Origin of the sequence: Streptomyces griseorubiginosus (assembly GCF_001514195.1) — a bacterium.
Lineage (GTDB): Bacteria > Actinomycetota > Actinomycetes > Streptomycetales > Streptomycetaceae > Streptomyces > Streptomyces griseorubiginosus.
This window is the reverse complement of the sequence record NZ_KQ948737.1, coordinates 196,948-220,632: the sequence shown is the minus strand read 5'-3', so window position 1 is coordinate 220,632 and position 23,685 is coordinate 196,948. Positions and strand designations below refer to the sequence as shown.

At 70.6% G+C, this 23,685-nt stretch carries 18 protein-coding genes; 7 read left to right on the top strand and 11 right to left on the bottom strand.

What is annotated here, in order from left to right:
* Positions 1-135 precede the first annotated feature (135 nt).
* Positions 136-780, top strand: a complete 645-nt coding sequence (locus tag AQJ54_RS19515) for a TetR/AcrR family transcriptional regulator (protein ID WP_062019523.1) — start codon at positions 136-138, stop codon at positions 778-780.
* Between the two features lie 31 nt (positions 781-811).
* Here the strand turns inward: AQJ54_RS19515 and AQJ54_RS19510 are convergent, their stop codons facing one another.
* Positions 812-1,516 (bottom strand): SDR family NAD(P)-dependent oxidoreductase, encoded by a 705-nt coding sequence (locus AQJ54_RS19510; RefSeq protein WP_062238997.1) that lies wholly within the window; start codon positions 1,514-1,516, stop codon positions 812-814.
* A 12-nt stretch (positions 1,517-1,528) separates the two neighbouring features.
* Complete coding sequence (locus AQJ54_RS19505) at positions 1,529-2,683, bottom strand: thiolase family protein (RefSeq protein ID WP_062238996.1); 1,155 nt, start codon at positions 2,681-2,683, stop codon at positions 1,529-1,531.
* A gap of 161 nt (positions 2,684-2,844) precedes the next feature.
* On the opposite strand from AQJ54_RS19505, the gene AQJ54_RS19500 reads away from it, so the two are divergent.
* On the top strand, positions 2,845-4,053 hold the full coding sequence (locus AQJ54_RS19500; protein ID WP_062238994.1) for an RNA-guided endonuclease InsQ/TnpB family protein: 1,209 nt from the start codon (positions 2,845-2,847) through the stop codon (positions 4,051-4,053).
* 13 nt (positions 4,054-4,066) lie between these two features.
* Here AQJ54_RS19500 and AQJ54_RS19495 read toward each other — a convergent pair whose 3' ends face one another.
* The 5 genes from AQJ54_RS19495 to AQJ54_RS19475 all read right to left on the bottom strand — a co-directional run bounded on the left by AQJ54_RS19495 (position 4,067) and on the right by AQJ54_RS19475 (position 9,876).
* Entirely contained in the window at positions 4,067-4,510 is a 444-nt protein-coding gene (locus AQJ54_RS19495) for a Zn-ribbon domain-containing OB-fold protein (RefSeq protein ID WP_062238992.1), read from the bottom strand.
* An 18-nt stretch (positions 4,511-4,528) separates the two neighbouring features.
* Positions 4,529-5,650 carry an acyl-CoA dehydrogenase family protein gene (locus AQJ54_RS19490; RefSeq protein WP_062238990.1) on the bottom strand — a complete coding sequence of 374 codons (1,122 nt, stop codon included), beginning with the start codon at positions 5,648-5,650 and terminating at the stop codon, positions 4,529-4,531.
* On the bottom strand, positions 5,647-8,316 hold the full coding sequence (locus AQJ54_RS19485) for a putative PEP-binding protein (RefSeq protein WP_282959634.1): 2,670 nt from the start codon (positions 8,314-8,316) through the stop codon (positions 5,647-5,649). The genes AQJ54_RS19490 and AQJ54_RS19485 overlap by 4 nt, the downstream gene beginning before the upstream one ends.
* Positions 8,313-8,945 (bottom strand): hypothetical protein, encoded by a 633-nt coding sequence (locus AQJ54_RS19480; protein ID WP_248845388.1) that lies wholly within the window; start codon positions 8,943-8,945, stop codon positions 8,313-8,315. Before AQJ54_RS19480 ends, AQJ54_RS19485 begins: the two co-directional genes overlap by 4 nt.
* A 94-nt stretch (positions 8,946-9,039) precedes the next feature.
* Positions 9,040-9,876, bottom strand: coding sequence for an enoyl-CoA hydratase/isomerase family protein (locus tag AQJ54_RS19475; RefSeq protein ID WP_062238986.1), 837 nt, complete (start codon positions 9,874-9,876; stop codon positions 9,040-9,042).
* Positions 9,877-10,040: 164 nt separating this feature from the next.
* On the opposite strand from AQJ54_RS19475, the gene AQJ54_RS19470 reads away from it, so the two are divergent.
* Positions 10,041-11,261, top strand: coding sequence for an acyl-CoA dehydrogenase family protein (locus AQJ54_RS19470; RefSeq protein WP_062238984.1), 1,221 nt, complete (start codon positions 10,041-10,043; stop codon positions 11,259-11,261).
* 482 nt (positions 11,262-11,743) lie between these two features.
* Positions 11,744-12,781, top strand: coding sequence for a LacI family DNA-binding transcriptional regulator (locus AQJ54_RS19465; protein WP_079069933.1), 1,038 nt, complete (start codon positions 11,744-11,746; stop codon positions 12,779-12,781).
* A 51-nt stretch (positions 12,782-12,832) separates the two neighbouring features.
* On the opposite strand, the gene AQJ54_RS19460 is transcribed toward AQJ54_RS19465, so the two are convergent.
* Both AQJ54_RS19460 and AQJ54_RS19455 read right to left on the bottom strand, forming a co-directional pair.
* Entirely contained in the window at positions 12,833-13,780 is a 948-nt protein-coding gene (locus tag AQJ54_RS19460) for a hypothetical protein (RefSeq protein WP_062238981.1), read from the bottom strand.
* A gap of 70 nt (positions 13,781-13,850) precedes the next feature.
* On the bottom strand, positions 13,851-14,273 hold the full coding sequence (locus AQJ54_RS19455; RefSeq protein WP_246090849.1) for a hypothetical protein: 423 nt from the start codon (positions 14,271-14,273) through the stop codon (positions 13,851-13,853).
* Between the two features lie 223 nt (positions 14,274-14,496).
* Between AQJ54_RS19455 and AQJ54_RS19450 the strand changes: the two genes are divergently transcribed.
* Positions 14,497-15,483, top strand: a complete 987-nt coding sequence (locus AQJ54_RS19450; RefSeq protein ID WP_062238980.1) for a winged helix-turn-helix domain-containing protein — start codon at positions 14,497-14,499, stop codon at positions 15,481-15,483.
* A gap of 15 nt (positions 15,484-15,498) precedes the next feature.
* On the opposite strand, the gene AQJ54_RS19445 is transcribed toward AQJ54_RS19450, so the two are convergent.
* Complete coding sequence (locus tag AQJ54_RS19445; RefSeq protein ID WP_062240388.1) at positions 15,499-16,452, bottom strand: LLM class flavin-dependent oxidoreductase; 954 nt, start codon at positions 16,450-16,452, stop codon at positions 15,499-15,501.
* An 86-nt stretch (positions 16,453-16,538) separates the two neighbouring features.
* On the opposite strand from AQJ54_RS19445, the gene AQJ54_RS19440 reads away from it, so the two are divergent.
* Positions 16,539-17,309, top strand: coding sequence for a helix-turn-helix domain-containing protein (locus AQJ54_RS19440; protein ID WP_062238978.1), 771 nt, complete (start codon positions 16,539-16,541; stop codon positions 17,307-17,309).
* A 135-nt stretch (positions 17,310-17,444) separates the two neighbouring features.
* On the opposite strand, the gene AQJ54_RS19435 is transcribed toward AQJ54_RS19440, so the two are convergent.
* Positions 17,445-19,667 (bottom strand): alpha-L-fucosidase, encoded by a 2,223-nt coding sequence (locus tag AQJ54_RS19435; protein WP_062238976.1) that lies wholly within the window; start codon positions 19,665-19,667, stop codon positions 17,445-17,447.
* An 802-nt stretch (positions 19,668-20,469) separates the two neighbouring features.
* Between AQJ54_RS19435 and AQJ54_RS19430 the strand changes: the two genes are divergently transcribed.
* The gene (locus AQJ54_RS19430; protein WP_062238974.1) at positions 20,470-23,634 is read left to right on the top strand and encodes an RICIN domain-containing protein; all 3,165 of its coding nucleotides are present in this window, start codon (positions 20,470-20,472) and stop codon (positions 23,632-23,634) included.
* The last annotated feature ends 51 nt before the right edge of the window (positions 23,635-23,685 follow it).

Genomic DNA, 23,685 nt, shown 5'->3' with positions numbered 1-23,685 from the left:
GTATGCCGGGCGGCGGGTGTCCCGGAGGCCTACGCGCAGCAGGAATTCCGCAGACCGGGGATCGGAGTTACTGGATACACTGGTCAGTACGGACGGACCCGGGACGCGGGTTCACGGCGGCGGGCAGGGAGCATGATGGCGGCCACGACGAAGAACGGCAAGCAGCCCGCCCACCGACCCTCGCGGCGGCAGCACATCATCACCGCGGCCGTGCGGGTGTTCGGCCGCAACGGCTTCGCCGAGACCAGCGTCCAGGACATCGCCGACGAGGCCCAGGTGGTCCCGACCGCCGTCTACTACCACTTCGACGGCAAGGAGGAGCTGCTCGAACTCGCCATGCGCCGGGTCTTCGACCAGCTGAACGCCGTCGTGGAGGCGGCCCGGCCGGAGTCCGAGCCGGGTGACGCGGAAGGCCTGGTGCGGGTCATCGACGCCGTGTGGGAGTGGGTGGAGAAGAACCCGGACGAGGCCCGCCTCTACCAGGTCCAGGTCGCCTCGGCCAACGGCAGCGTGAAGGTGCTGCGGGACGAGTTCGAGCAGCGGCACATCCAGCGCGGCTACGACTATCTGCCCGAGGGCACCACCCGCAGCCCCCGCGCAGCCAAGGCCCGGCACGCGGCACAGGCCCTCGCCGTCCGCACCCTGATCAGCACGACCATGCTCGTCACCGCGCTCCGTGCGGAGGGCGGACCACTGTCCCAGCTCCCCTCCCGGTCCGTGCTGGAGGCGGTGCGGGCCCTGGCATTGCGCATCGTCGCCGCTGAGCAGAAGGCGGAGTGACCGGCGCACTGGGCCACTGACCCGAGGCCGTTCACCAGGGCAGCGGCCTGCGGTCGGCGAACAGGCCGCCCGTCGTCCCGTCGCCTTCGGGAAGCGTCGCCAGCCAGACCGGTGTGTCCGCGCCCTCCGCCGGGCCGCGCGGGGCTGACGGGCCACCCATTCCGCTGCGGGTCCAGCCGGGGTCGGCGGCGTTGACCAGGACCCCCGTACCCGCCAGTTCGGCCGCGAGCATACGGGTCAGGGCGTTGAGCGCCGTTTTGGAGACGCGGTAGGCAGGGTGCCGGCCGGAGTCCATCAGCGACAGGGAGCCGTACGAACTGGTGAGGTTCACGACCCGTCCGTAACCGGCCTCCACCATCCCCGGAACGACGGCCTCCGCCACCCGCCAGGCGCCGGCGAGGTTCGTGTCCAGCGTCTCGCGCAGAACGTCCTCGTCGAAGTACGGCGGCCGCAGTGGCCCGTCCAGGGAAACCCCCGCGTTGTTCACCAGGACGTCGATCCCGCCGGTCAGCTCGCGCGCCGACCCGACCGCTTCGCGGACACTCGCCGCCGAGGTCACATCCAGAGCCAGGGGCAGTGCCGCCGGGCCGAGGGCACGGCACGCTTCCTCGGCTGCGGCCGCTCCACGCGCCCCGACCAGGACCCGCAGCCCCCGGTCCGCGAGCTGTCGGGCGATCTCCAGGCCGATGCCGCGGGCCCCTCCGGTCACCAGCGCCGTTCTGTCACCGTGGCGCACGGCTGCCTCCTCTCACACCGTCAGGACCGAGCACGCGCTGATCCCGGGCGCCCCGTACACATGGGTGAAGCCCACCCGTGGCGACCCCGGCACCTGCGGACCGGGCGCACGGCCCTGCAACTGCCGTACGACCTCATGGAACTGGCGGAGCCCGGAGGCGCCCACGGGCTCACCGCCGGCCAGACAGCCGCCGTCGGTGTTGACCGGTATGCGGCCCGTGGGATCGGTGGCCCCGCCGACCAGCAGCTCCTCCTGCTCGCCATGGCCGCACAGCCCCGTCTCGGCCAGGTGGATCAGCTCCGAACCGCTGTCGGTGTCCTGGAGCTGGGCCACCTGCACGTCCGCGGGCCGTACCCCCGCCGTACGGAAGGCCGCCTCCGCGGCGTCGACGCTGGGGCTGCGGTGCGGTCCCGGTGGCAGCCAGGGCGAGAACACCTCGAACGAACCGAAGCGCCGGGTCCGGAAGGCCAGCGAGGCCAGCTTGACCGGCCGTTCGCACAGATCGAAGGCGCGGTCGCCGCGTGCCAGGACCAGCGCGGCGGCACCCTGGCCGGGGGAGCAGAACATGTACTGGGTGAGCGGGGGGCTGACCTCGGCCGAGTCGAGGATCTCGCGTTCCGTGAGCGGTTTGCGCCGCCAGGCCAGGGGATGGTGCGAGCCGTTGCGGAAGGCCCGTTCGGCGACCAGCGCCAGCGCCCGCTCCGAGATCCCGTGCTCGTACAGGTACCGCTGGGTCTTCAGCGCGAAGAACTGGGTGGTGAGCATCATGCCGGTCTCGGCGTACCAGTCGCCCAGGCCGTAGCGGGCGGGGGAGACGTGGAACGCGCCGCGCTCGTGCTTGTCGAAGCCCACCGCCAACCCCAGCGGGGCCTCGCCCGCGCGCAGCGCGTCGGCGACCGCGAGCACGGTGGAGGCGCCGGTCGCGCAGCCGTTCTGCACGTTGACGAACGGCACTCCGGTCAGGCCCAGTCGGCCCACCAGTGTGTCGGGCTTGCCGGACACGTCGGAGCCGCCGGCCGCGAGGCCGATGTCGTGCCAGGCGACACCTGCGTCGGCGAGCGCCTCACGCACGGCACGCTCGGCCATCTCCATCGCGCTGACACTCTCGTCGCGGCCGAAGGGGGTCATCCCGCATCCGACCACGTACACCTCGTCGCGTGGGCTCATCGGGGCCTTCCTTCGTGGGTACCCCGGCCTTCAGGCCGGGGAGGAAATGAAGCCCCCGCGGAGCGGGGCAGGAGGAGTCGGTTCGCCGCGAGGGCGGACCAGCGTCCACCGCCCACCGACCGACGCCCCCCGCTCACACGGGAATTGATAAGGTGTGAGGTATGGCGGAGCGGGTCAAGCGGGCGTTCAGGTACCGCTTTTACCCCACGGACGAGCAGGCGGCTGAGCTGTCGCGCACGTTCGGCTGCGTTCGCCTGGTGTACAACAAGGCGTTGGAGGAGCGGACCCGGGCCTGGTATAGCGAGCAGCGCCGCATCTCCTACGTGCAGTCCTCCGCTGCGCTGACGGGGTGGAAGAAGACCGAGGAACTCGCCTTCCTGACCGAGGTGTCCTCGGTTCCGCTGCAGCAGGCGCTGCGCCACCTTCAGGCGGCGTTCGCCCACTTCTTCGCCAAGCGCGCCCAGTATCCGCGCTACAAGTCGCGGAAGAAGTCCCGGGCGTCGGCCGAGTACACCCGTAGCGCCTTCACCTGGCGCGAGGGGAAGCTGACTCTGGCCAAGATGGCGGAGCCTTTGGACATCCGCTGGTCGCGTCTGCTGCCTGAGGGTGCGGAGCCGACCACGGTGACGGTGTCCCGTGACGCGGCGGGACGCTGGTTCGTGTCCCTGCTGTGCGAGGACGGCATCGCCCCGGCCCCCGCCACGAATATGGCGGTCGGCCTGGACGCCGGGATCACCTCCCTGGTGACCCTGTCCACCGGGGAGAAGATCGCCAACCCCCGGCACGAACGCCGCGACCGTGCCCGTCTCGCCAGGGCGCAGCGGGAGCTGTCCCGCAAGGCGAAGGGCTCCGCGAACCGGGCCAAAGCCCGTCGTCGTGTCGCCAAGGTGCATGCGCGGATCGCCGACCGGCGCCGCGACTTCCTGCATAAACTGTCGACTCGACTCGTCCGTGAGAACCAAACGGTCGTGATCGAGGACCTCACCGTCCGCAATCTGCTGAAGAACGGGCGCCTGGCGCGCGCCATCTCGGATGCGGCCTGGACGGACCTGCGGTCCATGCTGGAGTACAAGTGTGCCTGGTATGGGCGCGAACTCGTGGTTATCGACCGCTTTTTCCCCAGCTCGAAGCTGTGCGGAAGCTGCGGCACGGTCGCCGTGAAGCTGCCGCTGCACGTTCGTGAGTGGACGTGTGCCTGTGGCGTGGTGCATGACCGCGACGTGAACGCGGCGCGCAACATTCTGGCCGCCGGGCTGGCGGCAGCAGCCTGTGGAGACGGTGTAAGACCTCAACGGGAGTCCTCCCGGACGGGGCGGTCGTCGGTGAAGCAGGAACCCCAGCGGGCGACCGCTGGAATCCCCCGCCTTTAGGCGGGGGAGGTAGTCAACGCTCCTCGTCCCGCTCCGGACGGAACGCGAAGGTCATGACCTCGGTGCCGTCGTCGTCCTGGTACGCGCTCACGGTGGTGAGCCGGACCGGCAGACCGATCCGGATCTCCTCGCGGGGTACCGCCAGGCGTGCCTCGACCAGGACCTCGCCGAGGTCCACATAACCCAGGTGGTAGGGATGATGGCCGCCGGCCGGCGGCCGGTAGGGCGGCTTGGGCGGGAACGCCTGGAGCGTCCACGACCAGACCCGCCCGCTCACCGGCAGCACGTGCGCGGCCATCGTCCCGTCCGGACAGCGGGGGCACGAGTCCTGCCGGGGGAAGACGACGGTGGCGCACTCGGAGCAGCGGGCGCCCACGAGCCGCCGTGGGCTCCCGTCGTCGTCCTTCCGGTCCTCCGGTCTCTCGAACAACGACTCGTCGATGAGTCTGGTGGTCATGCCGTCCCGCCTTCCGTGTCACCAGCCCAGCAGACCGGCCAGCCGTTCCCGGTGGTGCGCGGCGCCGCCCAGCAGGGCCGCGTCGGACTGGGCGCGCCGGAAGTACAGGTGTGCGTCGTGCTCCCAGGTGAAGCCCATCCCGCCGTGCAGTTGCACGCACTGGGCGGTGACCGCGGTGAATGCCTCGCCGCACCAGGCCTGTGCCACCGCCGCCGCCTCGGCCAGCGCCTCGGGCGTGCCGTCCGAGCGGACCGCGCGCACCACGGCCGACCGGGCGGCCTCGACCTGGAGCAGCATGTCGGCGCAGGCGTGCTTGACCGCCTGGAAGCCGCCGATGGGCCGCCCGAACTGGGTGCGTTCGCGCACATGGGCCACCGTCATGTCCAACGCGGCCTGCGCCCCGCCGAGTTGCTCGGCCGCCAGTGCCACCAGGGCCACGTCCAGGGCGCGGGAGACGACGTCCGCCCCCTCGCCGCCGGCGGTCAGCGCCCGGGCCCGGCAGCCGGTGAAGGCGACCACGGCCTGGCCCCGGCTGAGGTCCAGGGTGGGCACCCGGCGCACGGTGACCCCCGGCTCGCGCGGGTCGACGAGGAAGAGGTCCACGCCGTCGGCCCCGGCCGCGGCCACCACCAGCGCCTCGGCGTCGGCGCCGTCCAGGACGAACGGCGCGGTGCCGTTCAGCAGCGGCACACTGCCCTGCCAGGAGACGGCCACCGGCACGGCGTCCGGCCGCCAGGCCCCGTCGGGCGCGGCCACCGCCAGGGCGTGTACGGCGCCCTCGGCCAGCGCTGCCAGCGCTGTGTCGGCCGTACCGCAGCCGGCCAGCACCTGCCCGGCCAGCACGGTCGAGGACAGCAGCGGCACCGGAGCCAGGGTCCGGCCCAACTCCTCGCAGACGGCGGTGATCTCGGCGAGGCCGCCGATGCCGCCCACCGACTCGGGCAGGCCGAGAGCGGCGAGGCCGACCTGCCGGCCGAGCACGTCCCACAGGCCGGCGTCGATGCCGGGAGCCTCCTCGGACAGCCGGCGGACCGCCGCGGTGCCGCCGGCGTCCGCGCACACGGACCGCACGGTCTCGCGCAGGTCCTCCAGCTCGGTGTCCGACAGGGCCGCGCCCTCGGTCACGGTGCTCGTCGTCATCGTGTGCTCCCGCTGTTCTCGCCCGGTTCCCGCAGGGCGCTGTGCGCGGCGGCCATCCGGGCCACCGGGACGCGATGCGCGGAACAGGAGACGTAGTCGAGGCCGAGGCCGTCGCAGAACGCGATCGACTCGGGGTCACCGCCGTGCTCTCCGCACACGCCGAGCTTGATGCCGGGCCGCACCTCCCGGGCCCGCTCGGTGGCGAGGGCGATGAGGGCGCCGACGCCGCGCGGGTCGAGCCGGGCGAAGGGGCTGGCGGTCAGGAACCCGCGTTCCCTGTAGGAGGCGAGCACCTGGCGCTCGACGTCGTCCCGGGAGAAGCCGTAGGTGAGCTGGGTGAGGTCGTTGGTGCCGAAGGAGAAGAACTCGGCGTGCTCGGCGAGTTCACCGGCCAGCAGCGCGGCCCTCGGCGTCTCGATCATCGTGCCGAGCCGGTAGGGCACCTCCACCCCGGTGCGGGCGGCGACCGCGTCGGCGGCACCGCGGACGTAGGCGGCCGCTGCGGCGAGTTCCTCCGGCAGGCTGACGAGCGGGATCATCACTTCCAGCTGCGGCCGTACTCCGGTGGCGGAGACATCGGCCCAGGCGGTGAAGAGCGCCTCGGCCTGGGCCGGGTAGAGCCTCTCGTGCAGCAGCGCAAGGCGCACCCCGCGCAGTCCGAGCATCGGGTTGGCCTCCCGCAGGGCGGCGGCCCGCTGCTCCTCGGCCGCGTCCAGGGCCTCGCCGGGGGCGGGCAGGAACTCGTGCAGCGGGGCGTCCAGCAGGCGAACGGTCACCGGACGGTTCCCCAGGGCGGTCAGCAGCGCCCGGAAGTCCTCGTGCTGGGCACGTTCCAGCGCCACCAGCGCCTCGTCGCGGGCGGACGGATCGGCGGCCAGCAGCACCCGGCGGATCAGCGGCAGCCGTGCGCCGAGGAACTGGTGCTCGGTACGGCACAGCCCGACGCCCTCCGCCCCCAGGGCGAGGGCGGTGTCCACCTCGGCGGCCGTGTCGGCGTTGACCCGCACACCCAGCCGGCGCACGTCGTCCGCCCACTCCAGCAGGGTGGTCAGCTCGGGCGGCGGTCCGGCGACACTGACGCTCAGCGTCCCGGCGTAGACGGCTCCGGTACGGCCGTCCAGCGAGACCGGGTCGCCCTCGCGCAGCACGCGCTCGCCGAAACGCACCGTCCCGGCGGCCCGGTCCACACGCAGTCCCTCCGCGCCGCACACCGCGGGCTTGCCGGCACCCCGGGCCACGACGGCGGCGTGGGAGGCGATGCCGCCGGTGGCGGTCAGCACCGCTGCGGAGGCCAGCATCCCGGGGACGTCCGCCGGGTTGGTCTCGGCGGCCACGAGGACGACCCGCGTGCCGTCCGCTGCCAGTTCGAGGGCGCGTTCGCTGGAGAGCACGACCGCTCCGGTCGCCGCTCCCGGGGACGCGGGCAGTCCCCTCACCAGGAGCTCTTCCCCACCGGTCAACCGCAGCTGGGGGTGCAGGAGTTCCTGCACCTGCGCGGGGCTGATCCGGCGTACGGCCTCCTCGTGGCCGAGGGCCCCGTCCCGGGCCAGGTCCGCGGCCAGACAGACGGCGGCCCTGAGCGGCGGGCGCGGTTGCGGGGCGGCGGCCAGGAGGGAGATCTCGTCGTCGCGCACCTCGAAGTCGACCGTCACCGGGGTGCGCAGATGGCGTTCCAGGGTGAGCAGGGAGTGTTCGAGCAACGCGGTGCCGCCCGCGAGCCGTTCCAGCGGTTCCCCGGTGTGGGGTGGCGGGGCGCTGCGGCGCACTCCGGGGAAGAAGGCGCCCCGGGGCGAGAAGCGGCCGCTCTCGGGATCGCGGCTGACCGCGGTGCCGTAGCCCGAGTGGTCGGCGGGGCCGATGCGCAGGGCCTGCACATGCAGGGCGACGGCCAGCTCGGCGGGGAGCTTCTGGGCGCGGCGGGACCTTCGCGCACGGGGGGAGTCCCACCGGTTGAGGAGGGCGCGCGCGGCCAGCGCGAGCTGCTGTGCCGGATCGTCCGGGAAGGGACGGGAGCCGTGCTCCGCCGCCAGGGAGAGCAGCAGTTCCACGCGTTCTCTCGGCTCGGGTGTGTCCAGGAGGGCGTCGTCGAGCACGGCGGCGGGCACGTCCAGGGCGTACTCGGCGATCATGCGCACGGTGCCGGCCCACACCTCGTACAGGGCGTCGGCCCGTCCGATGACGGCGGTCAGGTCGTCCGCCCGGGCGGGGGAGAGGCCGAGACAGGGCAGGTCCGGCGGCAGTCCGGCGACCTCGGTGGGTGCGCTCGCCGACAGGCGTATCAGCAGCGGCCGGACCGGGTCGCCCATGCGCCGCCCCGAGAGCTGTTCGACCAGTTCCACGGCGGCCTCGGCGGTGTCGGTCGCGCACAGCGAGGCGGCGGCGCCGGCGGGCACGGTGAGCCCCGGAACGACCGGCAGGCCGAGGGCGAGGAGCCCGTCCACGGCCGCGCCGTGGGAGCCCAGTTCGGCGGCGTCGAGACCGCGGATCCGCCCCTGCCCGTAGGGCACCAGGACCCGGCCGGGGCCAGCCGTCGCGGAGGGTGCGGACGGGCCCGCCTCGCGGTCGGCGACGGGCACCCCCGGCTCCTGGTGGTCGGCGACGGGCACCCCCGGCTCCTGGTGGTCGGCGACGCGTACCCCCGGCTCCTGGTGGTCGGTGACGCTCACCCCCGGCTCCTGGTGACCAGTTCCTCTTCGCGGGCCGCGTCCTCGGCCCGGCTGATGCCCAGGACGAGCAGCAGTTCCTGGTGCAGCCGCATCCACACCGTGTGGTACGAGTCGCACAGCGGCGAGGCCAGCCATTCGGACGCGCCGTCGTCGAAGCGGTCGAGGGCGTCCTCCAGGGCCGTCAGATACCGTCCGCTGCCCGCGAGCACCTGCTCCAGCCTGCGCAGCACGGGCTGGATGGCCTCGTGCACGTCCTCCAGCGACTCGCGCACCCCGGCGTCGTAGACGTCGTCCGAGTGGTCGTTGGGGGCGCCGTCGGGGCGGCACTGCCAGGCGGTGCACACATCGCGGATCTGCCGGTTGACCGGCAGGAACGCCTCGTAGGCCGCGGTGATGCGCTGTTCCTGCTCGGAACCGGCGGGAACCCGCAGGGTCTGCGCGACGGTGGCCTTGGCACGCTCGGTCGGCAGCACCACGGGCCCCTTGGCCATCGCCAGCCCGGCGTCGACGAGCGGACGGTGCTCGGACTCCGGCCGGCCGCGCCACATACCGCGCAGAACGAGATCGACGACTGCCTCGGTGAGGGGGTCGTCGGACGCGTCCGGAAGGCCCACGGCAGCAGATTGCATCGCCACACCATTTCCCCGGTTCTGTGGTGACCGGTTCCTCGGTTCTGTGTTGCCCGGAGGTTACGCCTCGACGGGCGGGTTAGTGAAGAGTGACTCAAGAAACACTTTCCGGTGCGAGGGTCCCGGTGCGGTCGCCGCCGGCCTTCGGGCGCCCCCGCGCGGCGAGGAACTCCGCCATGAGCCGCTGCGCCTGCGGGCCGTCCGCCAGGGCGGCGATCGACCGTGCTTCCTCGGTCAGGTGCCGCCGCAGTCCGTCGCCGTCCCCGGCACGCAGCAGCGACTTGGCGGCCCGCAGCGCGTCGCCGGCGCCGGCGGCCAGGGCGGACGCGGTTTCGTGTGCCGCTGCGTCGAGGCGGCCGTCGTCCACGGACCGGGAGACCAGGCCCCATCGTTCGGCGTCGTCGCCGGTCAGGACCCGGTCGGTCAGGATCAGCTCCGCCGCCCTGCGGGGACCGACCAGGCGCGGCAGGAACCACGAGGCCCCGCAGTCCGGCGTCAGCCCGATCGCCGTGTACGCCAGCCGGAACCGCGCCGAGCGGGCCGCCAGGACGACGTCACCCACCAGGGCGAGACCGACCCCGCCGCCCGCGGTCGCGCCGGGAACCGCCGTCACCAGCGGCACCGGCAGGTCGTACAGGGCCTGTATCGCGGCGTGCGCGGCGTCCGCCACGGCCCGCACATAGGTGCCCGTCTCCGCGCCCCGGCCTGCGAACGCGCGCAGGTCACCCCCTACGCAGAAGCTGCCGCCGGCGGACCGCAGCAGGACCGCGCCACCCGGGTCCGCGGCTGCCTCACGGGACGCGTCCCGCAGTGCCTCGGCCGTCCTCAAGTCCAGGGCGTTGCCCCGCCCGGGATCGTCCAGTCGCAGTTCGACGACCCGGTCGGGATGGCGGACGATCCGGACCGGCTCGGTGCTCACGGGCAGGGTCATGGGCGGTGCTCCTCGCGTCTTCCCGTCGCCGTGCGGCGTGCTTCCCGTCGCCGGGTGCGGTGTCTTCCCGTCGTCGGGTGCTTCCCGGCAAGATACTGAAGACGCTATACAGTTTCTAGGACGCGGCGGGCCGGATGCCCGTACGCCCGTCGGCGGGAGGACCCGTGCCCATCCAGTTCGATGTCGATCCGGCAGTCGCCCAACTCGCCGCGTCCACCGCGGAGTTCGTACGCGAGGTGGTCGTCCCGGCCGAGCGCGAGTGCGGCGGGTCCGTGCACGACGCCCCCGAGGCCCTGCGCGAGACCCTGCACAAGGCGGCTCGTGAAGCGGGCGTCTTCGCTCCGCACGTGCCCGAGCGCTGGGGCGGGCACGGACTCGACCTGCGCGGACAGGCGGCCGTCTTCGAAGCCGCGGGCTACTCCCTGCTCGGTCCGCTCGCCCTGAACTGCGCGGCCCCAGACGAGGGCAACATGCACCTTCTGGAGAAGGTGGCGACCGAGGAACAGAAGCAGGCCTATCTGCGTCCCCTCGCCGCGGGGGAGACCCGGTCCTGCTTCGCGATGACCGAACCGGCGCCCGGGGCCGGGGCCGACCCCCGCTCCCTGCGCACCACCGCGACACGGGTCCCCGGCGGCTGGCGCCTGGACGGTCGTAAGTGGTTCATCACCGGTGCCCACGGAGCCGGCTTCGCCATCGTCATGGCCCGCAGCTCGGGCAGCCCCGGCGACCCGGGCGGAGCCACCATGTTCCTGGTCGACGCCGGCACGCCCGGCATGCGTCTGGTCCGCAACATCGAGACCCTCGACGAGTCGTTGTTCGCCGGACACGCCGAGATCGTCTTCGAGAACTGCGTGGTGGGGGAGCGGCAGGTCCTCGGCGAGGTGGACCGCGGCTTCGAGGGCGCCCAGGTCAGGCTCGGACCCGCCCGGCTGACCCACTGCATGCGCTGGCTGGGAGCCGCTCGCCGCGCCCAGGACGTCGCGCTGGAACGGGCGGGGAGCCGGATGGCGTTCGGCTCGGCGCTCGCGGACCTCGGCATGGTCCAGCAGATGCTGGCCGACTCGGAGATCGACATCGAGGCGAGCCGCGCCCTGATCCTGCGCACCGCCTGGGAGTTGGACACCGCGTCACCGGCCGCCTCCCAACTGACCTCGGTGTCCAAGACGTTCGTGGCGGAGGCGGTCAACCGCGTGGTCGACCGGGCGGTGCAGATCTGCGGAGCCCTCGGCATCACGGCCGCCGACGCGCCGCTGGCCCGCCTGTTCCGGGAGGTACGGCCGTTCCGGATCTACGACGGCCCCTCGGAGACACACCGCTTCGCCATCGCGCGGCGCGCGGTACGGCCGTACCGGCAACCCCGCGAGGAAGCCGCCGGAGGCCGCTGACGGGAAGCCGCCAGGGCCGCTGGTGGCGACGCGACCTGGCCCTGTAGCTCCCGGCGTCAGCCCTGACCGTCCGCACTGGGAGCAGGGCAGCCCCGTGGGCGCGTGACAGCAGCGCGACGGAGCGAAGACGCGCCGCTGCCCCGCTCCCACAGCCGAGCGCGCAGCCGGAGCCACCAAGGCCGCGGATCGTCCGGCTGTACGGGTGCGTCCGGCAGCGCCGAGAAGACGCCGGCCTGCGCCTGCCACCCGCTGAACAGGCTGTGGAAGGTCGGGTGAGGTGCGTGCGGTAGAGGGCCTTTCGGAGAAGGCACTGCGATCCCCTTCGCTTGGTCCGTGACCGCTAACGTGACCGTTAACGTTACCGTTAACGGGATTCTCGCCCAGCGGTGCGGCTTCCGTCAATGCCCGGCGCCGGACGGCCCACGGCACGGCAGGACGGTGAACCTGATTGACTTGCACCGGGCGACACAGGACAGAAGTGAGTGGGCGACGTGGCCGGACAGCGCAAAACGGAAGACCAGAAGGCGCGGGGTGTGAGAACCGCCAAGCGCGTCACCCTCCGCGATGTGGCCGAAGCGGCGGGCGTGTCCCATCAGACCGTCTCCCGGGCGATCAACGGCAAGGGGGAGATCGACCCGGCGACCCAGCAACGCGTCCTCGACGTCGCGAAGCGGATGCGGTACCGGCCCAGCCGCTTCGGCCGGGGGCTCAGCCGCCCGGATGTCGTGTCCGTCGGGCTCATCGTCCCCGACGTGGTCAACCCGTTCTTCCCGGAGTTCGTGGCCGGCGTCATCGCGGCCGCGGACGCACGCGACTGGCAGGTACTCGTCGCCAGCACCGAGAACGACCGCTCCCGGGAGCTGGCCCTGCTCCGGTCACTCGGCCAGCAGGTCGACGCGCTCGTCGGCTACGTCACCCACACCGATGCGGAGATCGAGCCGTACGTGGGCACCATGCCGCTGGTCGTGGTCGACCGCGGGATGGAGTCGGCGAACCACGCGGTGGTCCAGATAGACACCGCGCCCGCGATCCGGGCCGGGATGCAGCACCTCATCGACCGGGGGCACCGCAGGATCGGCATGATCGACTGCGAGTGCCGCAGCGCCCCGATGGTCCGGCACCGCACCTTCCTCGACGTCGTGGGTGAACACGACCTGCCCGTCGACGAGGGCTGGATCGTCCTGGGCGAGCAGTCCCCGGACGGCGGCGCCGCCGCGTTCGAGGCGCTGCATGCCGCGCACCCGGATCTCACCGCCGTGATCGCCTTCAACGACCTGGTCGCGATCGGCGCGCTCAGGGGTGCCCGCCGTGCGGGGGTCCACGTACCGGACGACTGCGCGCTGGTGGGCTACGACGGACTGAGCGTCGTCGACCTGGTCGACCCCCCGCTGACCACGCTCCACATCGACAAGCGGAGGCTGGGCGAACTGGCCATCCACCAGGTCGACCAACTCCTGGCAGGGGAACTGCCGCCCCCTATCGTGCTGACACCGACGTTGAAGGTCCGAGGCACGACCTGAGCCGTTCGGCGGGGCGGGTCGTCGGCACCCCACCCGCGAGGCGCTCGCGTGCTACTTCCCCAGCACACGGTCCGCGTTGGTCACCTGCGTGCGGATGTCCCGCCTGACAGCGGCGAGTTCCCGTGCCTTCTCCTCCATCGCCCGGCGTTGGCAGGCCGCGTCGACGGAGGACCAGACCCCGACGACGTTCGTCCTGCGCTTGCACTCCACGTCCCGGCGGGCCACGGCGATCTCGGCTTCGGTGGCCTTCGGTCCGGTGAACTCGGCGGCCTTGCCGGGGGCCCGGGTCGGATCCGCGTACGTGTAGCCGTACTGCCGCATGCACTGTGACCAGGTGCGGAAGACCCGTATCACCCGCGGGTCCTGCTGGGAGTCGCGGTAGCTGCCGATGTTGATCGCACCGACGAGCTCTCGGTTGCCGATCTTCCGCGGATCGCCCGAGAGCGCCTTCGTGGCCTCCCCCTGACATCCGTCCACCGGAACGGGCCGACCGCGCTCGTCCTTCGAGGCTCGTGTGCCGTCCTCGTGCTGACCTGTCAGGAGCAGCATCTCCTCCGGTCCTGGGTTGGGCCCCTTGCTCTTCCCCTCGGTTCGGCTCGGCACCGTGCCCGGAGCGGCGTGATATCCGTGGCGGGCGGCGAGCCGGGCGTCCGTGATCCCGTATCGATGGGCGGTGTTGGCGGGATTCAGCGTGCCGGTGTCCGCTGCGGGTTCCGTGGGGGCGGGCCAGTGCAGGCCGAAGCGCTCCATGCAGGACGCGGTCAGCACGGCGCGCGCCCGGAACAGACGCGCCACCTGACGGTCGGTGAACAGATAGGGCTCGATGGGCAGGACCAGCGACCCGACGTCGAGCCTCACGGGTACGTCGGCCACCGGGGGCGGCGCCGATACCGTCGGTCGCGGCTCGGCGGCCTGACCTTCCGCGCAGCCCGCGACGACGGCCGACAGGACAGCCAGGGCTCCGATCCGCCCTGCCAGTTGCGTGGTGCGTGTCCGCATGTGGTCTCCCCCGTGTGTGCGGCTGGACGAGGGGCCCGCCCCCGTGGCCGGGAGCGGGCCCGAACCGTCGTCAGCCGACCCTCCACCAGCTCATCGAGGCGTTGTTGTTCCGGACGCCGCTGTTGAGCTGCCGGGACTCGCCGGGGTAGAAGTCGTCGTACGGGGCGTTGCCGCTCGCGTTCTGGTTCTCGTTGTAGTAGATCCGCGCGGCGTAGTTCCCGTCGTTGTTCCAGGCGCGGTTGACGTTGTTCTTCACCCGCAGACCGTGGCCTTCGCCGCCCGCCGCGAAGGTGTGGCCGGCGAAGTCGTTCACCCAGCCGGCGTACTTGCTCCATGAGCTGTTGCTGGACGCGCTGTAGTAGAGGTAGATGTTCCCGTCCCAGTCGGCGCGCTGGGTCTGCGCGGACGCCTGGGCGGTGGCCAGGACGGTGGTCCCGGCGACGAGAGCCGCCGCGACCGCGAGCGAACCGACCATTCGACGTGCAGATGTCACGTGTGTCCTCCGTTTGTCTACGGGCGGCGGACTGAGCCGTCGGCAGCCTTCGTCGCCGTACCCCCGTGGTGACTGGTCCCGAAGCTAGGCCCGGGCCGACGCGATGCGGGAGCAGTTTCGGTGCTCGCCGAAAGACCGCGACTGGCGGGATCGGAGCTACCGCGCCCTGCGTTCATGGGGGAGAGTGGGACACCTGGGGTAGCAGCCTTTCGGGGGGAAGCTGATGCTGCGTATCCATTTCAGTGCGGAGGACCTCGGTCGGATTCGTCTGGCGACAGGACCGGATCCCACCTGGGAGGCCCTGCTCAGTCTGCATGTCCTCGGCAGCTCCGCGATCGATCCCGAACTGCGGAGCTGGACCACCCGAGTCCGGGCGACCTTGCACGCGGCTTCCCGGCCGCTGTTCCATCTCGTTCCGTCCCGTGGCTACTCGCCCGATTTCCTGACGCCTGCCGAAGCGGTGACCGATCCGGAGGCCGCCGTCGACACGATCATGTCCACTTCACAGGCGCGCCTGCGGGCGGACATGGCGCTGCTCGGCCGGGAGCGGAAACTGCCGTCGTGGGCGCCCGCTCTCGCCTCGGGGGTTCCCGCGGCCAGACGCGGTCTGGGCCGTGCCCTCCGCCACTACCACCGACAGGCGCTCGATCCGTACTGGACGCAGATCAGTGCCTCGGTCGACGCCGAACGGGCCCTGCGCGCCAAGGCGTTCCTGGCCGGCGGCACGGAGCGGCTGCTGAGCGGGCTGCACCCTGCGGTGCGATGGCGGGCTCCGGTTCTCGAGATCGCCTATCCCCGGGACGGGGACCTGCACCTGCGGGGGCGTGGGCTGCGGCTCGTACCCTCGTACTTCTGCCGGGGAACGCCCATCACCCTGCGGGACGGCTCCCTCGCACCGGTGCTGGTGTATCCGGTGAGTCAGGACGTCGGCGTCCTGCGGCCGCACAGCATCGCCGCGAGGGCCGGTGCGCTCGACCGGCTCCTCGGCCGTACCAGGGCGGCGACCCTCCTGGCCATAGGGGAGGGGGAGAGCGTCACCGGCGGTGAGACGGCCCGGCGGTTGGGCATTTCGTCCGCGTCGGTCAGCGAGCATGCGACGGTGCTGCGTGACGCGGGTCTGATCCAGAGCCTGCGCGTGCGCAACACGGTCCGCCACACCCTCACACCGCTGGGGGCGGAGCTTCTGGACGGCCGCGTACAGCGAAGCTGAAGTGTCCCGTGATCGTCACTTCGTGCCGGCCGACCCCCGGATGGCGGGGATCAGGTCTGCGAGCCGTTCGAGCTGGTCGCGCTGGGAGTGCAGGTCCAGGGCACCGAGGCGGGCGACGACGTGCCGGGCACCGGCGGTGGCGTACCGTCCCAGGTGCTCCGACACCTGGTCCGCGGAGCCGGTGACCACCGCCTGGATCTTCTCCAGCTCCTCCAGGGGCATTCCGTATGTGGCCCGCGCGTAGTCGTCCAGTGCCCTACGGCCGCTGTCGATGTCGTCGTCGATCCGTACCGAGACGAACAGTGCGGGGGTGATGTCCTCGGTCGCGCGCCCGGCGTCGGCCGCCGCCTTGTGGATGGTGCGGAGGCCGGACGCGTAGTCGGCGGGGTCGGGTGGGTAGGGCAGCCATCCGTCGTACAGTCGGCCGGTGCGGGCCAGCGCTGCGGGTGTCGCGCCGCCGAGCCACACCGGAGGGCCGCCGGCTCGGAACGGCCTGGTCGTGGGCGGGACGTCGTCGAACCGGAGGATCTCGCCGTGGAAGGAGTCGGCGCCGTCCCACAGGGCCCGCCACAGCGCGACCGTCTCGTCCAGGCGGGCGAAGCGCCGTTCCCACGGCAGCTCGGACAGCGCGTAGAGGGGCCGCCCGAACCGGCCGGGGAAGCCGGCACCGACGGTCACGGTGAGCCGGCCGCCGGACAGCAGGTCGATCGACGCCAGCGACTGCGCGGCCTGGATCGGCCGGCGCAGGAACGGCAGGAGTGCGGCCGTGCCCAGCGTCACGGCCTCGGTCACCGGGGCGAGCGCGGCCAGCATCGTGAGCGCCTCGATGCGCGGGCTGATCAGGGAGTCGTTGACGAACAGCGAGGAGAAGCCCGAGCGTTCGGCGTGCCGACCGAAGGCGATCAGTTCGCGAGGGTCGGCAGCGCCCCACTGGGCGGTTCCGGTCGGAAGCAGTACACCGATGTCCATGCCGGCCATGTTCACGAGGGGTACGAGTAGCGACAATTCCCTGGAGGGAATGGCGGAGGACCCTTCGCCGCCGTTAGAACAGGTCCGTGGACTTCCCCAGCGCGCTGCGTGAACGTCGTACCCGCGGTCATCTGAGCCAGCTCGACCTGGCGTTGCGAGCGGGCACTACCCAGCGCCACCTCAGCTTCATCGAGTCCGGCAGGTCCGCCCCGGGCCGCGACATGGTCGTACGGCTGGCCGAGGCACTGGAACTGCCGCTGCGGGAGCGGAACGAGCTGCTGCTGGCCGCCGGGTACGCGCCCGCCTACCCCGAGAGCTCGCTGGACGACCCGGTGCTGGCCCCGGCGCGCGCGGCGATCGACCACATCCTCCGGGGGCATCTGCCGTATCCGGCACTGGTCGTGGACCGGTGCGGTGACCTGATCGCCGCGAACGCCGCATTCGACCTGATCACCGAGGGTGCGGCTGCCGAGCTGGTGGGACCGGGCACGAACGTCTACCGCCTGGCGCTGCATCCCGACGGCCTGGCCTCCCGCATCCGCAACCTCGCCGAATGGGCACGGCACATCCTGGTACGCCTCGGCCCCCTGGAGGAGTTGCGCGCCGAACTCACCGGTTACGTTCCCGAGTTGGAGCCGACCGCCGGGCTACTTGGTTTCGCCGTTCCGCTGCGTCTGTCGTCCTCCTTCGGTGAGCTGTGCCTGATGACGACGGTGACGACCTTCGCCACCGCCGTCGATGTGACGCTCGCAGAACTGAAGCTGGAGGCGTTCCTGCCGGCCGACCCGGCGACGGCCGAGGCGCTCTCGGCGGCCGCAGGGACAGTGGCTCGCCCGCAGGAGTGTGGACAGAGTTGAGTCCCACGATCAGCCGACCACGTCGCTCTCCGGGAGCGAGCCGCCCAGGAGGACCTTCCGGTGAACGCGGCTCGCCCGCCGCTTCTCCTCGTCGGCGGCCGGAGCTGCTGCAACGGCTTCGTTCGTCCCGCCGGTTCAGACCGCGGTGAAGGTCCACTGCACGTTGGTGCTGCTGTTCCCTGACCACTGCTTGGTCACGGAGCCCGAGGGCACGTTGCCGCCGCCGTCGAGGACGAGGCCGGTGGCGCGGTTGGTGATCCAGTATCTGCCGCCACCCTGGTACCTGAGCTGCCACTGCTGCTTGGTGCTGCCGTCCCAGGTGGCTTCCAGGGCGGGGGAGCCGTTCGTGGTGGCGCCGCCGCCGTCGGCGACCATGCCGTTGGCGCGGTTGACCAGCTTGTAGTAGCCGGTGCCGAGCTCGACGGCCTGCCACTGGAGGTTGGTGCTGCCGTTCCACGTCCACTGCTTGAGGTTGGAGCCGCTGGGGACGTTTCCGCCGCTGTCCAGGACGAGTCCGTCGGTGACGTTGGTGATCCTGAACCATGCCGAGGGGTTGAGCTGCACCTTCATCGACACGACGGCGTCGTTGGTGCCGCTGGGCCGCAGGTCGGCGGTGTCGGCGGTGAAGGTCCAGGCGGTGCCGGTGAAGTTGTCACCGGAGTAGCCGATGATCTGGTGGCCGGGGGCCAGTTTCAGCGAGGACAGCGTGCGGCTGGGCAGGCCGGCGAGCGACAACTGGTCGGCGGTGTAGGTGCCGATCTGGAGCACGGCTGAGCCGCCCAGGTAGTTGACGTCCTGGTAGGCGACGGCCCCGGACTGTGGCTTCAGGGTCGGGATCTGACCGGAGAAGGTCAGCTTCACGACGTAGGCGAGGGCGGAGAACGGCGCCGACGACGACGGCAGCGTCACATGCAGCCCGGCCGAGTCTTGCGTCGGCGTGGGCAGGCTCGTGTACGTGCCGGCGGTGGGGTTCAGCAGCTGCGCCGAGGTCAGGGAACCGACGTTGATCCGGGCCGAGTTGAGTGTCGATATGTTCAGGGCGCTGCCCGGCCAGCCGAGGACCGTGGCGTACAGGACGGTGTTGTTCTTGCTCCGGGTGAAGCGGATGTCCTGCGCGGTACCGACCTTCGGGGCGGTGAAGGCGCCACCGCCCATGTGCGTGGGACCCTCGCCGTACGTGGTCCAGGCCCGGGTTGAGTAGACCGACTCGCCGAAGCGCTTCAGGTAGTCGCCGATGCCGAGGAGGATGTCCTTCTGGGCCTGGGGGATCGTACCGTCCGCCATCGGGGCGATGTTGAGCAGCATGTTGCCGTTCTTGCTGACCCGGTCGATCAGCGAGTGCAGCATCTGCTGGGTGCTGTAGTAGCCGATCCCGTTCGTGTAGCACCAGCTGGAGCTGGAGATGCTGTCGTCGGTGAGCCAGTAGGGGGCGGTGATGTCGCCGGGGCCGCCGCGCTCGTAGTCGAAGACCTCGCCGTGTCCGTTGAAGCCGTCCTTGTAGGTGGCGACGACTTCGCGACCCCACGCCTCGGCCTGGTTGTAGTAGTACGACAGGAAGTTCAGCTGCTGCGTCTGGTTGACCTTGTTCAGGTCGAAGTCCTGCCAGATGATGTCGGGCTTGGCGAGGTCGATGACCTCCTTGAGCTTGTCGTACCACAGCTGGTTCTCGGCAGTGGTGCCCAACTGCCCGTACAGCTTCTGGAGGCTCGGGTCGGACTGTGCGGGCGCGTGGTCGTAGAAGCCGTTGAAGTTGAACGCGTGGTGCATGGCCACCAGGAGCTTCAGCCCCTTGGCGCGGATGGAGTCGGTGAACAACTGCAGCAGGTTGAGCTGGGGGCCCTTCGCGACGGAGTTCCACTCGTTGACCGAGCTGTTCCACATGGAGAATCCGTCGTGGTGCTCGGCGACCGGGCCGGCGAACCGGGCACCGGCGTCGGCGAACAGCTGCGCCCACTCGTCCGGGTCGAAGTTTCCGCCCGCGGACTTCAGCTTCGGGGCGAACTTGTTGAAGTTGCCGTTCAGGTCGTTCGCGCCGTTGATGAAGTTGTGGTACGGCCACGCCGACGGGTCGCCGTACGTGGCGATGTGGTGGGTGTTGGCCTTGCTCCCGCTGATGTACATGTTGCGCGGGTACCACTCGCTGTCGTAGGCGGGGACGCTGAACACGCCCCAGTGGTAGTAGATGCCGAACTTGGCGTCTTTGAACCACTCGGGAGATGCGGTGTGTTGGTCGACCGAGGCCCACGTGGGCGTGTAGGTGGTCGCGGCGCGGGCGGTGCCTGCGGTGAGGACGTTCCCCACGGCCGCCGCTGCCGCGACACCCGTGGCGCTGGCCAGGAACTGGCGTCTGCTGATCATGGTGGTACCTCCGTCGGAGCTGTGGTGAGAGACCGGGCCGGTGGTCGGTGGCACTTCTGTCGGCGCGAAGGGCATCACCGGCTGCGAATTGACTCTTTCGGCGCCCGGAGCCTCTCGGGAACCTTGCGCAGCGTGGGCGTGATGTCACGCATGAAGCTGCGGCACGCGCCGGGTCCCTGTCAACGGGCGTGCAGGGATGAAAGCTTGCTCCTCCTTGTAACTTTCCACCGTTATGTGCAGCTATTTGCCCGTTACTTCCCTGGTAGACATGGCATGTCTTCGGGCTGTGCGTCGGTGAACTGATGGTGTTGCGGCGCCTGGGTGTCAACGAGCGGCTGGAAACGATAAGTAGTACTCATTTTGGCGCGACCCGCAACGAGGGCTCTGGATCCTCATGCCGTCAAATGCCTTATAGCGGACGAGATTACGCGTCAGTTCCTCGCGATTGCGCCTGGGATCGAACGAACGCCGTACGCACCCTTGACGAACCCCTTGATAAGACGGCTAATTTCTTCCACGTCGGTGACGCTCAAGCCGCCTTAAGCGGCCGACGCCTTCCAGGGACGGTCGGCGTCGGCCTGTCCAAGCCGTCGCCCCCGACTTGCTCGGGGGTATCTGTGAACCCCAGTGGAGTCCGTCACTCATGACCGTCAACATGCCTTCGTTCGGCCCAAAGAGAGCGTTCGGCTCCGGACCTGCGGCCGGGCACGGCCGACCGCCCCACTGAGGCCGCCGGACGCTCAGGGATTGCGCTACGAGGAAGTTCCGCTCCCCAGCCCGACAACTCCGCAGGAGCCGACGCATGAACGCTCAACCGACCGTCCGAACCAACTGGAGGGGCAGACCCCCGGCCGCCGCCACCGCCGCCACCGCCGCCACCTCCTCCGTCTTCCGCCGCCTGGCGGCAGCGCTCCCGGCCGCGGTCTCCGCTGTCGTGCTGGGCTCCCTCGCAACGCCGACGCCGGCCTCGGCCGCGACCCAGGCCACCTACTACGTGGCCCCCGACGGCAGCGACTCCAACTCCGGGACCATTTCCGCACCGTTCAAGACCCTCCAGCACGCCCGGGACGTCGTGCGCACGGTCAACGGCAACATGACCGGGGACATCAACGTCTATCTCCGGGGCGGCACTTACCCGGTCGGCAGCACGATCGACTTCACCTCGGCCGACTCCGGAACGAACGGCCACCATGTCGTGTACTCCGCCTACCCGGGCGAGAAGCCGGTGCTGGACGCAGGCGTTCAGGTGTCCGGCTGGACCCAGCACAGCGGGAACATCTGGAAGGCCACCCTCAACCGCGACGACAAGCTCCGCGCCCTCTACGTCAACGGCAAGCGCGCCCAGATGGCCTCCAAGACGATCAACTCGGCCGGATGCTACGGGACTTACACCGTGACGGCCGGCCAGGCTCCCTGGGCGTGGGAGTCGGGTTCCCAGTGCGACGGAGCCAAGTACAGCCTCTCCGACCTGCCGGCCATCGCGTCCCACCAGGACGACGTCGAGATCGTGTCGGCGACGACCTGGACCACTGCCATCGTGGGCGTCCGTCAGATCACCACCAGCTCGGACGGCGCCAACCGCGTCGCCCTGTTCCAGCAGCCGGGTGCGGCCATCGCCCAGGCACCGCCGTACGGCCCCTTCAGAGCCGGCGGCAGCCATACGTTCATGAACGCGTACGAGTTCCTGGACCAGCCGGGCGAGTTCTACTTCGACAAGAGCACGCACACGGTCTACTACTACAAGTCCAGCTCCGAGGACATGACGTCGGCGCAGGTCTTCGCGCCGAACAACGTGTCCACCCTCCTCAAGATCGCCGGCACGTCGAGGACCGACCACGCGCGGAACCTCACGTTCTCCGGGCTCACGGTCGAGCACTCCGACTGGAACCTGACCAATGTCGCGGGCTCCGTCTTCCGGCAGGGAACGCAGGGCAACGCCGGCTCGAACGTGTACGCGCGGCAGAACTTCCACGCGTACACCTACCGCAACGTCGACCTGCCGCCCGCGGCCGTCCAGATCGAGAACGCCGACGGAATCGTCCTGCAGGGCAACACCGTGCAGCACGCCGGCGCCGACGGCATCACCCTGGCCAACGACGTGACGGACTCTCAGCTGACCGGCAACGTCACGAACGACATCGCCGGGTCCGCCCTCACCGTGGGACACCCCCAGCACGTGTACATCGGGGACTACACCCCGACCAACCACGAGAAGTACCCCGTGAACGTCGAGGGCGTCTGCAAGAACATCACCGTCAGGGACAACTACCTCTACGACAGCGCGGTGCTGTTCCAGGGCTCCAGCCCGGTCTCGGCGTACTTCGTCGACACGCTGGACGTCGAGCACAACCGGATCGAGAAGTCCCCGTGGGCGGGTATCACGCTCGGCTGGGGGTGGTGGAACTTCGACGGCTCGACGAACTCGATCAATCCCGGGAACCCGACCACCACGGCGAAGAACAACACCGTCAAGTACAACGAGCTGATCGACACCATGCAGGTGCTCGGCGACTCCGCTCCCATCTACACGCTGGGCAGCCAGCCGGGCACCGAGATCAGCAACAACTACATCAAGGGCGTCCCGGCCGGTCACAAGTACGGCCTGCACCCCGATGAAGGCTCAGCCTTCATCAGCTACCACGACAACGTGTTCGACGTCGATCCCGGCCTGGCGTACACCGTCAACTCCGGCACCTGGGGCCGCCAGCACGACCTGACCATCACCAACAACTACGGCACCCTGAACAAGATCTTCGACAGGAACGTCCCGAACAGCACGATCCAGGACGTGCGGGGCTACGGGGACAACGTGTGGCCGGCCCAGGCCTACGGCATCGCCCTGAACGCGGGTCTGGAGGAGGCGTACAAGAACCTGCTGCCCGCCGCGGTCACGGCCCCGCAGGACTACGCGCTGCCCGCGAGCACCTTCGCCGGCACCGGCGTGATGACCGTTCCGGTGCGCAGCCCCAAGGACGCGACCAAGACGCTGTGGCTGGCACCCGCCGGCACGACGACGTTCGCCGCCGGTCCCACCATGACCAGCGCGAGCGGCACCGCGACCAGCGTCCGCGTCCCGCAGACGGCCGGTGACTATCGCCTCTATGTCGTGGACGCCCAGGGCAACGCGTCCCCCGCGTCGAAGGCCCTGGTGCGGCAGCGCTGGAACCACGTCGACGACAAGGCGGCCGGGGTGACCTACTCCGGGACCTGGTCGAACTGGAACGACACCAAGGACATGAACGGGTCCGAGATGTTCACGAACACCGCCGGCAACTACGCCGAGTTCTCGTTCACCGGCACGGGCGTCCGCTACCTGAGCATGACGCAGCCCAACATGGGCAAGGTCGACGTCTACCTCGACGGCACCCTCGCCCAGGCAGCCATCGACGCCTACGCCGCGACGGTGACGAAACAGGTGCCACTGTTCGAGAGGACGAACCTGGCCGCGGGCCCGCACACGATCAAGGTGGTCTGCACGGGGACGAAGAACTCCGCCGCCTCCAACACCGTCTGCGCGCTGGACGCGTTCGCCGCCATCCAGTTCCCCGCGAAGAACGCCAACTACAAGGTCGTCAACAAGGGCAGCAACAAGGCCATCGACGTGTCAGGTGGATCGCTGTCCGCCGGAGCCAACATCATCCAGTGGACCGACTCCGGGGCGGGGAACCAGAACTGGCGCTTCGTGCCGGTGGGTGACGGCAGCTACGAGATCGTCACCCGGAACAGTGCCCTGCTCATGGACGTCAGCGGTGCTGCCACCGCGGACGGCGCGACCATCGTCCAGTCGTCCGACACCAACGTCGCGAACCAGCACTGGACCCTGACCGCCTCCGGGAACGGCTACTACAAGATCAAGAACGTGAACAGCGGCAAGGTGCTCGACGTGTCCTCGAGCGGCACTCAGCTCGTCCAGTCCACGGACACGAACGCCGACAGCCAGCTCTGGAAGGTCGTCAGCGTCGACTGAACCGCCCGGCATCACCACGCATTCGAATCGCGCAGCACCCCCTCACATGTG